We start from the raw sequence: 14,560 nt of genomic DNA on the forward strand, positions 1-14,560 counted from the left end.
ATGCAATTACGGGCATTGTTATTTTTTTGCTTGTTGAGTGTTGTTTCCTCTTCTGTTGCGCAGAATTATTCCGGGGTATGGGAAGGTTATTTTTATATGCATGGCAATCATCAGAAAATGAATGTGCGTATCGAAATAATACAAAATGGCAACCGGGTTCATGGCATGATATCAACACGCGGGTTTGAAAAAAACACGACTTATGGCTGCGATTATATTGTTCATGGATGGTTCGAAAATAAAAGATTGGTTATTGGATCGGAAAATGTGCAACGTTCAGTTGTGATCTCGAAAAACGACTGTGCGTCATTTAAACAAGTTGAAATAGCACTCAATGTCAAAGACAGCACTACTGCAAAGGCGTATTGGTTTTGGATAGAAGATAGCAAAGAAGTATTTGTTCTTAAAAAAACGTCAACAGAGATCTCGGAATTAGCCCGGGAAGAAATTAATGACCTGATCAAACGAATTACGGTGCCTGAGACAAAGAAAATAGATCAGCTCAAAGTGGATTACCGACGAATAGTAATTACAGTAAGCTCCGTAGCAAAAGAACCGAAAGCAACTCTTGGTGCACGGTTAAATGGTAAAGCAATCGCAACAAATTTCAGTTTAGTGAATAATCGTTTAGTGATAAAGCTGGAGGAGATTGGTCAATTGAACCGGCTTGTATTGTTGAATAATTCTGTTGCAGGTGAACAGTTGGATGTGAAGATCACGTTCCGGCAAGGAAGGAAAAAGAAGGAATGGATTACTACCATTGATGCAAGGGGTGATGTGTTACTGGAATTGAGGTACAAAAAGGAAGATTTGTATTCAGACAGGTTCCCGGAATTTGTGTCGGATCAATTGTGAGGATAGATTTTTCTTTTTTCATCCATTTATATTTTTCATTTATTTCGTAATTGTATCTTGAGCGAGTATGTACACAAGAGCCATGTTACTTTTCAATGCCATTGTATTTTGTTCAACTTTGTTTGCACAAAATATTACCGGCGTGTGGGAAGGAAGTTTTCTTCTTCATGAGAATAAGAAACAAAAGATGAATGTGCGGCTGGAGCTAATTGAAAGCGACGGTGAATATATTGGTGTTCTTTATTCCCGTGGCTACGACCGTAATACATCTTTCGGTTGTGATTATATAGTTGCTGGGCGTGTAGCCAACGGAAGGATTTGTCTGAATGTAAAAGAAGTGAAAAGGGGTGTAGCGATGTCGAAAACAGATTGTGCGTATTTTAAAGAACTTTGTCTAAGTATTCCCAAGGGAAATTCAGTTAAAAAATTAGCCGGAAGCTGGTGCTGGCGAACCCAGGAATGTGACGATTTTACCGCCTCCCAAACAGATACAATTATTTCAGAGCTTTCCAAAGATGAGATTGACAACTACGTGCAGGAGTTATACGAAGGTTTTGAAAAAAACCAGGTGGTGCTGCAACCCGAAAACAGGCTTTACCAAAAAGTTGCTGAACTTGAAGTAGACAGCTCAGACATTCTTCTTGAGTTTAATTCAGCCGGTAATAACCAACAAGATACTATCAGTGTTTTTTTTAATGGTGATCTTATTGCTGAGCAACATGATCTTTCAAAGAGACCATTGAAAATAAGATTAAAAGAATTGCCGACAGGTTCGAGCGATATTATCGTCATTAGTCAATCGGTTGCGCAAAACAAGTTGAATATTCGCCTCACTGTTAATCACCAGCAACAGTCGCATGTTTACATATTGGAACCGGGGCATATACGGAATTCGCTACTGATATTCAAAAGGAAAGAGAACTAAACTAGCGCTTGTTTTTCTACTATATTTGCTGCCTCTAATCGTAGATAGCATGCCTAACAATTCAAAAGTTTCATTCGAGAATACAGCCACCGCATTTGAATACAAGAACGACCAGCAACTGAAAAAAGCACATTTTCTTTTTTCCTCAATGGGTTATCAATGGCTGGTTGATATTGGCACAAGAATCACTCCCTGGGTTATTAAAGCAGGGCTTCCAGTAAAAGGTCTTATCCGCAGTACGTTGTTCGAACAGTTTATTGGAGGCGAAACACTTCAGGAAACAGCAAAGGTTGCCGACAAGCTGGAAGAATTTCATGTGCAGGTAATTCTTGATTATGGTGTGGAAGGCGGTGACTATGGCGAAGAGGAAAAAGATCATGCCTGCGATGAGTTTATTAAAGTGATTGACTACGCCGCTACGCAGGCAAACATTCCTTTTATGAGTGTGAAAGTAACAGGCGTTTCCCGTTTTGCATTGCTGGAGAAAATGGATGACCTGATGAGCAAAGATACCGGTACACTCATCCGCCGTTATGAACATGCACTTGAACGTCTTTCAACTGAAGAGCGTGGCGAGTGGCAACGCATTTGCAATCGTATGGAACGTATTTGTTCTGCAGCCTCAGCAAAAAAAGTGGGTGTTTTAATTGATGCAGAGGAGACATGGATCCAGGATCCTGTTGATGCCTTAACGATGCTCATGATGGATCAGTACAACAAAACAACAGCAGTTGTTTATAATACAGCACAACTTTATCGTCATGATCGTTACCAGTTTGTGCATGATTGTTACGAAGCAGCAGAAAAAAGAAATTTCATTCTTGGTATAAAGCTCGTGCGTGGTGCATACATGGAAAAGGAGCGCAAACGTGCTGTGGATATGAATTATCCTTCTCCCATTCAGCCCGATAAAGAAGCATGCGATAGTGATTATAATCGTGCTGTAGAGTTTTGTATTCAACATGTTGATCGTATTGCAACTATTGTAGCTACGCACAACGAGCACAGCAACCAACTGGCAGCTGAATTATTACACAGCAAAGGATTGCCGCATGATCATCCGCATGTGCATTTCAGCCAGCTGTATGGCATGAGCGATCATATCACATTCAATCTTGCTAAAGAAGGTTATTCTGTGAGCAAGTATTTACCCTTCGGCCCCATTCACGATGTGGTGCCATATCTTATGCGCCGTGCACAGGAAAACAGTTCTGTAAGCGGCCAAACCGGAAGAGAACTGCTGTTGATCAAAAAGGAATTGGCGAGAAGGGGAGTGAAGTGATTTGGGAGATTTTGTCTGTACACAATCAATCCACAACCACCGGCTGAATGCTATCGGCTAATGCCTTTTCTTTACCTTGCAGCCATGCAGCAATACCTCTCTTTACTACAGCATATTCTGGATAATGGCGTGGAGAAAACCGACCGTACCGGAACCGGCACCAAGAGTGTGTTTGGTTACCAGATGCGTTTTAATTTAAGCGAAGGATTTCCGTTGGTTACTACCAAGAAAGTGCACATGCGCAGCATTATTCATGAACTGCTTTGGTTCCTGAAAGGCGAAACGAATATTGCATACCTCAAAGAAAATAATGTGAGCATTTGGGACGAGTGGGCCGATGAAAGCGGAGAGCTTGGTCCCGTTTATGGTAAGCAGTGGCGTAGTTGGGAAGGAGCTGATGGAGTTATGATCGACCAAGTGAAAGATCTCATCGCACAGATCAAAAAAAATCCGGACAGCCGCAGGTTAATTATCAGTGCATGGAATGTAGCTGATTTGCCAAAGATGGCGTTGATGCCTTGTCATACTATTTTTCAATTTTATGTGGCTGAAGGAAAATTAAGTTGCCAGTTATACCAACGCAGTGCCGATGTGTTTCTTGGTGTGCCGTTCAATATTGCATCATATGCTTTGTTAACAATGATGATTGCGCAGGTTTGTGATCTCGAGCCAGGAGATTTTGTACATACGTTTGGTGATGTACATATTTACAGCAATCATATGGAGCAGGTGAATTTGCAATTAAGCCGCACGCCATTTGCCTTGCCAACGATGAAATTAAATCCTGCAGTAAAAGATATTTTCGAATTTAAATTTGAAGATTTTACACTGGAGAACTATCAAAGTCATCCAGCTATTAAAGCACCGGTTGCAGTGTGAAGAATGAAAAATGGGGAATTAAGAATGAAGAAGTGATGCAGGCTACAGAATAATGCTAAACCAAAAACACTGCATATGGAAAACAATAACAAGTTTGATTTGGAAGACAGACTGGTTGATTTTGCATGTATGTGTCTCGATGTTTGCGAACTACTCCCATCTTCAAAAGCCGGTCAAAACTCAGAATACCAATTATCGAAAAGTGGAACTGCCCCAGCTTTGATTTACGGAGAAGCGCAAGCAGCTGAATCAAGAGCTGATTTTATACATAAAATGCGAATGTGCTTAAAGGAAGCCTGTTGTAGTTGATGAAAAAGTTGAACAAGCTTTTAATGAAAGTAACGAGTTGATGGCTATTTTTCTGAAAAGTGTTGAGACGGCTCTAAGTAATGACGAACGACGAAAGAAGCATTAAAACCGACAGCTTCTCATTTCTAATTATTAATTTTTTATTCTTCATTCATGTTGATTTCTTTAATTGTCGCTGCAGCATCCAACAACGCCATCGGTCGTAACAATGAATTATTATGGCATTTACCAATTGATCTAAAGTTTTTTAAAAACACAACCTGGGCGTTGCCCGTGATCATGGGGAGAAAAACCTTTGAATCAGTGGGAAGCAAACCATTGACAGGGCGTACAAATATTATTATTTCAAGACAAGTTGATTTAACATCGGCATACGATAATGTTTGGTTTGCAAAATCGCTTGATGATGCACTGGAACTGGCGAAGAAACTTGAAACAAAAGAAATCATGATCGCAGGTGGTGCACAAATCTATGAGCAGGCGATGCCAATTGCGAATCGTATTTATTTAACAAGAGTGCATGTGAATTTAGAAGCCGATGCTTTCTTCCCTGCATTTTCTGCTGAAGAATGGAATCTTACACGAAGTACCGATTTTGAAGCAGATGAAAAACATGCTTATTCTTTTTCCATTCAACAGTGGGATAGGGAAAGTGAAAAGTAGAAGCTGCAAAGTGAAAAGTATGCGGCCTTTTACTTCTTCATTTTTCATGTCTAATTTTTAATTTTTCATTTCCTCCATGTATTCAGCTTTTCAACTTGCTATAAAATATTTACACTATTATATCACTGCCGCCAACGGAAAGGGGCACGGTATCCATTCACCATTTGTATATGACCTGGTGATAAAAGTATTGAACGATAAAACGAAATATAAAGCCTATACAGAAATAGAAGAACACCGAACCGTATTGCTAAAGAATGAAACTATTCTTACAGTTGAAGATTTTGGTGCCGGTTCCGCAAAGGGGTTAACAAAACAAAGGGCAGTAAAGCAAGTAGCAGCCACATCATTGAAGCCAAAAAAATATGCACAGTTGCTGTATCGATTGGTAAATTACTTTCAACCAATGCAGATACTTGAACTGGGCACATCGCTTGGTATTACTACTTCTTATCTTTCCACGGCAAAGCCCGATTCTGTAGTTATAACGATGGAAGGGTCGCCGGCTATTGCAGAAGTTGCCAAACAACAATTTGAAGCATTGCAACTAAGCAATATCAAAATCATTACAGGCAACTTTGATGAAACGTTGCCAGCGGTTATTGATAAAGCCATGCAGCCGTTTAATTTTATTTTTATTGATGGCAATCATCGGAAAGAACCCACGTTGCGTTATTTTGAACAGTTGATTGCAAAGGCTGATCATGATACGGTTTTTGTATTTGATGATATTCATTGGAGCAAAGAAATGGAAGAAGCATGGGAGATCGTTAAACAACATCCGTCAGTTACGTTGACAGTTGATCTGTTTTTTATTGGGCTGGTGTTCTTGAGGAAGGAGCAGAAGGAGAGAGAGCATTTTGTAATACGGTTCTAATTATGAAACATCAACGCATTAGATATATACGGGCTTTTTGGACAATGATATCGTTTGCTCTTTTTAAAGGAGCATTACTAATGCTTTCCTATTGGTCACTTAAAATGTTATATGAGAGATACGAAGATGATGCCCGGCCATCTCCTCTTATCGTGTTTCAATGGGATACTATTTTACCTATTGTGATTTTATTTGGAGAAGCAATCTGTTATCTTGTATTACGCAATAGATATTTTGAAAGAAGACATGTTCAGTATCATTTGCAAATGTCGTTTGTTTCTTCATTTCTGTTCCCAATCTTTCAGTTAGCTGGACCTGCCATTCTAGTTATGATGTATACCCCTCGTGACAACCAACATATTTTTCGGGGCTTTCACAAATGGAGTTTAATCATAGGATGGTTTCTGTTTTTAATTGCTCGTCTCTTTTTTCTCGTTGCAATGGTAAAATCTGTTACTTCGCTTAAAGAAAAAGAACCATTAGAAGAAAATGAATCTACCGGCTTCCTTGATCACTTTGCTAAGTAAGATCAATAGTTTTGATCGGGATGCTTTTGTGCGGGTGCATGCAGGTGGAGAGCAGGTTGTGTCTTTACGATTCAATCCGTTGAAATGCTCAATAGATAATACTTCATCAACAAATGTTCATCCGCAGCGCTTCACTCACCATTCACCATTCACCATTCACTCTACTGTTCCCTGGTCACCCTCCGGTTATTACCTCAGCGAACGTCCTTTGTTTACCCTTGATCCTTTGCTACATGCTGGAACTTATTATGTGCAGGAAGCAAGCAGTATGTTTTTGGAAGAGGCGATGAAACAAACGGTGGATCTTTCGCAACCGTTGCTTGTACTTGATCTTTGCGCAGCACCAGGTGGCAAATCAACGCTGTTGCAATCGATCATCAGCAAAGAAAGTTTATTGGTGAGTAATGAAGTGATACAGGCAAGAGTAAACATTCTAAAGGAAAATATGATCAAGTGGGGTGCAGGTAATGTGGTTGTCACCAATAATGATCCCAATGCTTTTTCAAAATTGCATGGTTTGTTTGATGTGCTGGTCATTGATGCTCCTTGCAGCGGCAGTGGTTTGTTTCGACGTGATGCAGAAGCTATAAAAGAGTGGAGTGTCGATAATGTAAATCTCTGCAGTCAGCGGCAACAACGAATTTTAGCTGACGCATGGAATTGTTTGAAAGAAAATGGCGTGCTCATCTATTCTACCTGTTCTTATTCGGCAGAGGAAGATGAAGAAATTCTTGATTGGATGAATGAAAAGTTCAAAGTGGAAAGTGTAAAGTTGAGAGTAGAAGCAGATTGGAATATCGATGAAGTGGAAACAAAAACCTGTGCTTTTGGTTATCGTTTCTGGCCATATAAAGTAAAGGGCGAAGGTTTTTTTATTGCAGCATTTAAGAAAAAGGAGGAGCCAGACCCGCTTCGTATCAAAATAAAAATCACGCAGCTTGCGTCAAAACAGGAAGCAACAATTGCAGCGAACTGGATCAATTCATCAGCAGGATTAACGTTTATCAAGCAAGGACAAAACATTGCTGCTGTTCCAACACAATGGAATGAAACCATACAGTATCTCATGCAGGAACTAAAAGTGCGTTATGCAGGAGTGGAGTTAGGCACTATTGCCAAAAATGATCTTTTGCCTGAACATGCATTGGCATTAAGCACCATCATCAGTGAATCTGTTACAAAAGTTGAACTAACGAAGGAACAAGCACTAGACTATTTACGAAAAAATGAAATTGTAATTGATCAGTCAACAAAAGGGTGGACATTGGCTACCTATAATAATCATCCTCTTGGCTGGATGAAATTACTTGGCAACCGCATCAACAACTATTATCCTAAAGAATGGCGGATTTTGATGAGATGAGTGAAGAGACCACAGCCGATGGACGACAGACCACCATTAGCTGGTTGATCATGGATGCTAACTTCTCATTCACAATTCAACATTGACAATTCACCATTGTCACTATTTAAATTTCGTATTAAACAGCAACTTGAATCCTGTCCATATTAGAATGGCGGCCGTACTATAAAATAGTACTTTAATGCCACCGCTGCTTGGTTGGTAGATCATCATCAAAGTTGCGCAGATCATCAGCAAGCCAAGAATAAATACAAATGCAAGACGATTGAAATTCTGTCGCAACGCTTTATTGGTAAAACTATCTTCCCTGAAATTGATCTCGTGTTTTAATACACCGGTGCGGAGATTGTTAACGATCTCCTTGATATCTGTTGGCAAACGATCGACGATGTAAAGATAATCTTCAGCAGAATTGATGACTTTGTTTACAATGGTATCAAAACTAAATTTCTCTTTGATCTTTTCCTTTGCAAATGGTTCAATCATGTTAATGAGTGAAACATCAGCTTCCAATGCTTCTGCAAATTTCTGAATGGTGCCCAGCGTTTTGAGAAGCATGTAAAGGTTCGTTGGCACACTTAAACCATGACGCAGAATAACATTAAACGTATCGGCAAGCAAGTTAGAAATATCAACTTTGTCATAAGGGATATAACTGTATTTCTGAATCAGCTCGCCTACTTCAAATTCAAGATCTGCCTGGTCTTTATAGAAATTAATATTCAGCAGTGCAAGCAATGCTTTGCTGATACGATGCGTATCCTGTCGTGCAAAACCAAGCATGAAATTAATGAGCGCCTGTATCTGCGCAGGTTTTAAACTTGCTGTCATGCCATGATCAAGCAATACCACCTGGTTGTTATCACGAATGAGCAAATTGCCTGCATGCGGATCGGCATGAAAAAATCCATGCTTCAAAATCATTTTTAAAATGATCTGTGTACCGTTCATTGCAATTTGTTTGGTATCATAACCTTTGGCAAGAAGTTCTTCTTTCGCATCGGGCTCCGTGCCCATTACAAATTCCATCACCAGCATTTTCTGCGTTGTGTATCGTGTATACACTTTTGGAATGTAACAGTAATCATCGTATTTAAACATTTCGGAAAAACGCATCATGTTCGATGCTTCATTGGCGAAGTCAAGTTCTTTTTTCATGATGGTGCCAAAGTCTTCCACAAATTCAATCACATTAAAACTGGCTAACTCAGGGTATGATTTTACCACCTGTTCAGCCAGCACTTTCATTAACACAAGATCAATTGTAATTTTTTGTTTGATATGCGGACGTTGCACTTTCACCGCAACCATATCACCATTACGAAGTTTTCCTCTGTACACCTGGGCAATGGATGCAGAAGCAATAGGGGTTTGATCGATCGATTCAAAGACTTCGTGAACGGGATCGCCGAGCTCTTCTTCCATAATACGAAAGGCATGTTCATTGTCGAAGGGCTTTGCTGATGTTTGCAGTTTCTTCAGCTCATTTCTTAATTGTTCACTCACAAGATCAGGACGGTCGGCAACGATCTGTCCAAACTTTACAAAGGTGGGCCCCAGGTCTTCGATCATTAAACGCAAACGCTCTGCACGTGTGGTTAGATTATTGCCACGTGGATCGAATATTCTCCTGAGGAAACGGTTATTGTTAATCCAGTTACGGATAGCATGCTTACTGATGATAAATAAAATACTGATAAGCCTGAAGCTGTTCCTGAATAAACGATTGACCCTGAAAATCCACATAGAATGATTTTTAACCGTTGATGAATGGGCTGAGCATTAGTAATACATGGTAAAATACAAAAGGAGTCGGTAACCGACTCCCTTTATTTACATCCATTAATAATTTAAGAAACCAGTTGTTCTTTTATATGATTACCGGTGTTTCTCGTGGCTTGTAATATTTCAAGCACACGCTTCCTCGTATCTTCTTTCAAACCTGCAATTTCGTGTTTAAAAACTTCTTTTAGTTCTGCAACATCTGCACTACTGCTCTTTACTTTATACAAGCGTTCCCTGAGATCATTGTATTTATCAGTGATCATATTACGAATTGAACTTCCACTTTCAGGTGCCATCAGCATACCAACAGCCGCCCCTGCCGCTACGCAGGCAAAAATTAATTTCATACTCATTTTGCTGTGTTTTTAAGAGGTGAATAATAAACATGAATTTTCAAGAACCTTGCCAAAAAAAGGACAGGGAGTAAGGTTATTGTTTGTGGTTTATAGTTTTTCGTTACCAACTGTGGAATAATGCGGGGCAGCATTGGCGTCGCACTCTTGTACAGTTAATTCAGTGCTCACCTTAAACCCGCCAATCCCTAAACCATAAACAAAAAACTATAAACCTATTATTTTCTTCCAAAATCAGCAGGGTTTTCGCCCCAGGCTGTTGTTTCCCATTTCAGGATATTATTGCTGTATTTATTTTGCTGCAACCAGTTTTCTGCACGGTTGATCAAATCAAAGATGTGCTGCGTTTTTGCAGATTGTTCGAGGTTGGTTTTGCATTTTTTTGCTTTTACCCAGCCAATGGCATTGCGGCTGTCGCTGTAGATGGGCATTTTATGCAATTCATGTTTTTTGCAATAACCCAACGCATGTACAATGGCTAAAAATTCACCAATATTGTTTGTGCCGTTTGCAAGCGGGCCCATATGGAAAATGCGTGTGTTTGTTTTATAGAGAATGCCCTGGTATTCCATATCCTTCTGTACACTGTTCCATGCAGCATCCACCACAATACTTTCATGTATTGGCGTGCCAACAGTTGAAATATCTTTGGTGCTTTCTGTTTTTTCTTTTTTGTATATATGTTTTGCGAAATGTTCTTTGTATGCCTGTTCCGCTTGGTCTTTTGAAGTGAATGATTTATAAGCAGCACCGGTAAAACCTTCCACTTGTAACTTGCAATCGTTCCAGTTGGTATAAATGCCGGGTTCTTTCCCTTTCCACACCACGTAATATTTCTGCTTGCTGTTGCTCATGTGAATGCAATGTTAGCAAAAGAAACGTTAAGCTTTAGTTTGACACAATACTTTCACGGAATTCTGCATCTTTGCAGTGAAACTAATTATGATCCCATGAAGAGAGCCTCTTTATTTATTTCAATGTTGTTAACGGTTGTAATGGCAATTGCACAAACTACGCCGTTGCAGGTGCAGTTAGATAACCAGGGCAAACCCTACCTTGTGCATAGCATTGGGCCCAAAGAAAACTTTTACAGCATTGGTCGTATTTACAATATCAGTCCAAGAGTGTTTGCGCCTTATAACGGACTTGAATTGACTTCGGCTTTAAGCATTGGTCAACAGATCAAAATACCGTTGAATGAAGTGAATTTCTGGCAAACAGGTACCCGTAAAGAAAATGAAACAGTGGTCCCTGTTTATCATACTGTAAAGGGAGGTGAAAATCTTACCAAGCTGAGCCAGTTGTTTGGAACAGATAATGCTTCCATCAAATCATGGAATAATGTTGAAGCAGTAAGTGCCGGTAATAAAGTGATCGTTGGATTCTTAAAAGTTGATAAAACATTATCGCCACTTGCAGCAAAAGGTATGAATGTGCGAAGCGAACCAAACGTGGTAAAACAACAGCCGAAAGTTGAAGAGCCCAAAAAGCAGGATGTGGTTGTGAAAAAAGAGGAGCCAAAGCAGGAAGTGGTGGTGAAGAAGGAAGAACCAAAACCTGAACCAAAAAAGGAAGAACCAAAGATGGAAGTAAGTACTGCCAGCTATGGTGGTAATGGATTTTTTAAAGATGAGTTTAACCGCCAGTCGAATAATGGTCGTCGTACGGATCGTAATAATGGTGCAGGTTCAGTATTTAAAAGCACCAGTGGCTGGAGCGATGGAAAATATTATGTATTGATGGATAATGTTGAAAAAGGTACCATCATCATGGTACGCAATCCTGCTAATGGAAAATCGGTGTATGCAAAAGTGCTGGGCAGCGTGGAAGAAACTAGCCCCGGTAGTGGTTTGTTATTCCGCCTGAGTAATTCAGCTGCAGCACAGTTGGGTATTAGTGCAGAGAAGTTTAATGCAGAATTGGTGTGGGGGAAGAGCTAAGAGATAAAAAAGTGAAAGAGATAAAGAGAAAGGCAACATGTAATTATGTTGCCTTTCTCTTTTTATAACTTCTTTTCGTCTTTCAAACTCTTAGCTTCTATACCCTCTCAAAAAATCTTCTACCAACATTCTTTTCTTTCCTTCCAGTTGCAATTCTATTACATGGATGAAACCATTGCTGCAGGCGAACTTTAAAAAGGTTTTTCCATCTGTAGCAAAGCTGTTGTCTGTCAGGTCGCTTTCAGCGGGCCGACTTGCTGTTACTTCTTTCTTCGACAGATAGATCTTCATCGTCTTTTCATTAAACGTGGTAAACGCACCGGGAAAAGGAGAGAGGCCACGAATAAGATTATGCACTTCTTCCGCCGTCTTATTAAAATCTATGCGGCATGTTTCTGTGAAAATTTTTGGTGCATGTTTAATTGACAATTCACCATTCACCATTGACAATTGCGGCTTTTCTTCGAGCGTTCCATTTACCAATCCATCCACTGTTTTTACCAGCAACTGTGCGCCGATCTCTTTCATGCGATCATGTACTTCGCCAGCTGTTTCATCTTCGCCAATAGAAAATGATTCCTGCAATAAAATATCACCTGTATCAATTTCATGCTTCAGTTTAAAAGTGGTAACACCTGTTTCATCTTCGCCATTGATCACTGCCCAGTTAATAGGAGCGGCACCACGATATTGAGGTAATAAACTTCCGTGAACATTCACGGTGCCCATTACAGGCATCTTCCATACGGCTTCCGGCAACATACGGAATGCAACAACAATTTGCAGATCGGCACGCAATGCAATCAGTTCTTTTAAAAAAACAGGATTCTTCAGTTTTTCCGGTTGCAATACAAACAAGCCATGTTCTGATGCATATTTTTTTACTGCACTTTCTGTCAATTTCATTCCCCGACCAGCAGGTTTATCAGGTGCTGTAATAACACCCACCACATTGTATCCTGCTTTCACTAATGCATCAAGCGATGCAACTGCAAATTCAGGTGTGCCCATAAAAACAATTCGTGGAGATTCTTTTGTAACCATAAAGCAAAAATATAGGAAAGCTTTTAGCTATTAGTTGCAAGCTTCAAGCCAGCGAATGAAGTGTGCCGGGAAAAAATAAAAAACGATAATGTATTTGCGAGCAGTTTGAAATTCCTCAATTAGCTGTTTCTTCTTCGTCCATCTCAATCACCTTATCTTCCTGGTTAATTTTGGTGAGATTATTACGTTGCAGAATTTCTTTAGCAAGGTTGAGATAGTTGACAGCACCTTTACTTTCACTGTCGTATAAAATAACTGGTTTACCAAAGCTGGGGGCTTCACTTAAACGGGTATTACGATGAATAATTGAATCAAAAACAATTCCTTCAAAGTGCCTGCGTACTTCGCTTACCACCTGGTTACATAAACGCAAACGTCCGTCATACATCGTCATCAAAATACCTTCAATAACAAGTTGAGGATTCAAACGGCTTTGTACGATCTTAATGGTGTTGAGTAATTTACCCAAACCTTCCAACGCAAAAAATTCGGTCTGCACAGGAACTACCACTGCGTCGGCTGCAGTTAATGCATTTACTGTTATTAACCCAAGCGACGGAGAACAGTCTATGATGATGAAATCATATTCTTCTTTCAATGGTTGCAGCAATTGCTTCATCACTGATTCACGGTTGGGCTGGTTGATCATTTCAATTTCAGCACCTACAAGGTCAATATGCGAAGGAATAAGATCGAGATTAGGAATTTCGCTTTTCAGCACCACATCTTTTGCATTGGCACCATTTACAAAACAATCGTATAGGCTTTGCTGCACATTGTGCAGATCGAACCCAACACCGGTAGTGCTGTTCGCCTGCGGATCTGCATCCACCAATAATGTTTTGTATTCGAGCACAGCAAAACTTGCGGCAAGATTTATAGCGGTAGTGGTTTTTCCCACACCGCCTTTCTGATTCGCTATTCCAATTATTCGACCCATAATATCAACACTCAGTTTTCAATTTCAAATTGTGATGGTTTCTCCAATACCCGGCAGCTTCAGATCAAGTCCGTTATGTTGAAAATGATCTTTCACCTTTTCTTCATCAATAACAATGTACGGAAAGGTATTATAATGCACGCCAATTACGGTATGACAGCTCATCATATGTGCTGCTCTTGCTGCATCTTCATATCCCATCGTAAAATTATCACCAATGGGCAAAATGCAAAAAGCAAGTGGTGAACCTTGTGGTACCAATTGCATATCGAGGGTAAGAGCAGTATCGCCGCTGTAATAAAAATTCTTTTCACAACTCACCACAAAGCCCATCGGGTTGCCGGCGTAAGTTCCATCGGGCAGCGATGATGAATGTTGTGCGGTAACACATTTCACCGCTCCAAAATCAAATGCTTTTTTGCCGCCTGTGTTCATGGGGTGAACATTTTCCACTCCCTGTTTTTGGAGCCACACATAAATCTCCCAGTTACAAATCACCAATGCGCCGGTTCGTTTGGCAATGGAAACAAGATCGGCCACATGATCTTCATGACCATGGCTTACCAAAATAAAATCAGCTTCAATAGCGTCTACATGCACCCCTTTCGCCAGGTCATTAGGCGAAATAAACGGATCGAAAAGTAATTTCTTTCCTTTCACGTCTATGCTAAAACAGGAATGGCCGTAATAAGTGAACGTCATCTCGTAAATGGGTTTGATGAAGCTTGATAAACAAAAACTTGTGCTGAAAACACAAGCAAAGCCATCCTGACAAAAATAAGGGTTCAGGCCAATATTCGGGAACAATACTTATCCCC

Annotated in this window: 16 protein-coding genes; 10 read left to right on the forward strand and 6 right to left on the reverse strand. The window is 40.1% G+C overall.

Features of this window, described 5'->3' with window-relative positions:
- From ACO1QW_RS15110 to ACO1QW_RS15150, 9 genes are all read left to right on the forward strand, one after another.
- Entirely contained in the window at positions 1–855 is an 855-nt protein-coding gene (locus tag ACO1QW_RS15110) for a hypothetical protein (RefSeq protein WP_486259924.1), read from the forward strand.
- An 82-nt stretch (positions 856–937) separates the two neighbouring features.
- Positions 938–1,780 (forward strand): hypothetical protein, encoded by an 843-nt coding sequence (locus ACO1QW_RS15115; RefSeq protein WP_486259926.1) that lies wholly within the window; start codon positions 938–940, stop codon positions 1,778–1,780.
- Between the two features lie 49 nt (positions 1,781–1,829).
- Positions 1,830–3,062 (forward strand): proline dehydrogenase family protein, encoded by a 1,233-nt coding sequence (locus ACO1QW_RS15120; RefSeq protein WP_486259927.1) that lies wholly within the window; start codon positions 1,830–1,832, stop codon positions 3,060–3,062.
- A gap of 60 nt (positions 3,063–3,122) precedes the next feature.
- Positions 3,123–3,941, forward strand: a complete 819-nt coding sequence (locus ACO1QW_RS15125; RefSeq protein WP_486259929.1) for a thymidylate synthase — start codon at positions 3,123–3,125, stop codon at positions 3,939–3,941.
- Positions 3,942–4,016: 75 nt separating this feature from the next.
- Entirely contained in the window at positions 4,017–4,250 is a 234-nt protein-coding gene (locus ACO1QW_RS15130; RefSeq protein WP_486259931.1) for a four helix bundle protein, read from the forward strand.
- 153 nt (positions 4,251–4,403) lie between these two features.
- A complete protein-coding gene (locus tag ACO1QW_RS15135) occupies positions 4,404–4,913 on the forward strand; it encodes a dihydrofolate reductase (protein WP_486259933.1) in 510 nt (169 codons plus the stop codon).
- 76 nt (positions 4,914–4,989) lie between these two features.
- Entirely contained in the window at positions 4,990–5,790 is an 801-nt protein-coding gene (locus tag ACO1QW_RS15140) for an O-methyltransferase (protein ID WP_486259935.1), read from the forward strand.
- Between the two features lie 2 nt (positions 5,791–5,792).
- The gene (locus tag ACO1QW_RS15145; protein ID WP_486259936.1) at positions 5,793–6,317 is read left to right on the forward strand and encodes a hypothetical protein; all 525 of its coding nucleotides are present in this window, start codon (positions 5,793–5,795) and stop codon (positions 6,315–6,317) included.
- Positions 6,298–7,680 carry a methyltransferase RsmF C-terminal domain-like protein gene (locus tag ACO1QW_RS15150; protein ID WP_486259937.1) on the forward strand — a complete coding sequence of 461 codons (1,383 nt, stop codon included), beginning with the start codon at positions 6,298–6,300 and terminating at the stop codon, positions 7,678–7,680. The genes ACO1QW_RS15145 and ACO1QW_RS15150 overlap by 20 nt, the downstream gene beginning before the upstream one ends.
- Before the next feature lie 102 nt (positions 7,681–7,782).
- Here ACO1QW_RS15150 and ACO1QW_RS15155 read toward each other — a convergent pair whose 3' ends face one another.
- The 3 genes from ACO1QW_RS15155 to ACO1QW_RS15165 all read right to left on the reverse strand — a co-directional run bounded on the left by ACO1QW_RS15155 (position 7,783) and on the right by ACO1QW_RS15165 (position 10,672).
- Complete coding sequence (locus ACO1QW_RS15155; protein WP_486259938.1) at positions 7,783–9,426, reverse strand: ABC1 kinase family protein; 1,644 nt, start codon at positions 9,424–9,426, stop codon at positions 7,783–7,785.
- 104 nt (positions 9,427–9,530) lie between these two features.
- Entirely contained in the window at positions 9,531–9,818 is a 288-nt protein-coding gene (locus ACO1QW_RS15160; protein WP_486259940.1) for a YtxH domain-containing protein, read from the reverse strand.
- 218 nt (positions 9,819–10,036) lie between these two features.
- Positions 10,037–10,672: a ribonuclease H1 domain-containing protein gene (locus tag ACO1QW_RS15165; protein WP_486259942.1), complete on the reverse strand. Its 636-nt coding sequence runs from the start codon at positions 10,670–10,672 to the stop codon at positions 10,037–10,039.
- A gap of 96 nt (positions 10,673–10,768) precedes the next feature.
- Here ACO1QW_RS15165 and ACO1QW_RS15170 point away from each other — a divergent pair, with 96 nt between their 5' ends.
- The gene (locus ACO1QW_RS15170) at positions 10,769–11,758 is read left to right on the forward strand and encodes a LysM peptidoglycan-binding domain-containing protein (RefSeq protein ID WP_486259944.1); all 990 of its coding nucleotides are present in this window, start codon (positions 10,769–10,771) and stop codon (positions 11,756–11,758) included.
- Positions 11,759–11,848: 90 nt separating this feature from the next.
- Here the strand turns inward: ACO1QW_RS15170 and fmt are convergent, their stop codons facing one another.
- The 3 genes from fmt to ACO1QW_RS15185 form a co-directional block, all read right to left on the reverse strand.
- The gene (fmt, locus tag ACO1QW_RS15175) at positions 11,849–12,802 is read right to left on the reverse strand and encodes a methionyl-tRNA formyltransferase (RefSeq protein WP_486259946.1); all 954 of its coding nucleotides are present in this window, start codon (positions 12,800–12,802) and stop codon (positions 11,849–11,851) included.
- 115 nt (positions 12,803–12,917) lie between these two features.
- Positions 12,918–13,742: a ParA family protein gene (locus tag ACO1QW_RS15180; protein WP_486259948.1), complete on the reverse strand. Its 825-nt coding sequence runs from the start codon at positions 13,740–13,742 to the stop codon at positions 12,918–12,920.
- Between the two features lie 24 nt (positions 13,743–13,766).
- Positions 13,767–14,444, reverse strand: coding sequence for a metal-dependent hydrolase (locus ACO1QW_RS15185; RefSeq protein ID WP_486259949.1), 678 nt, complete (start codon positions 14,442–14,444; stop codon positions 13,767–13,769).
- Positions 14,445–14,560 lie beyond the last annotated feature (116 nt).

It is taken from the genome of Lacibacter sp. (assembly GCF_057361365.1).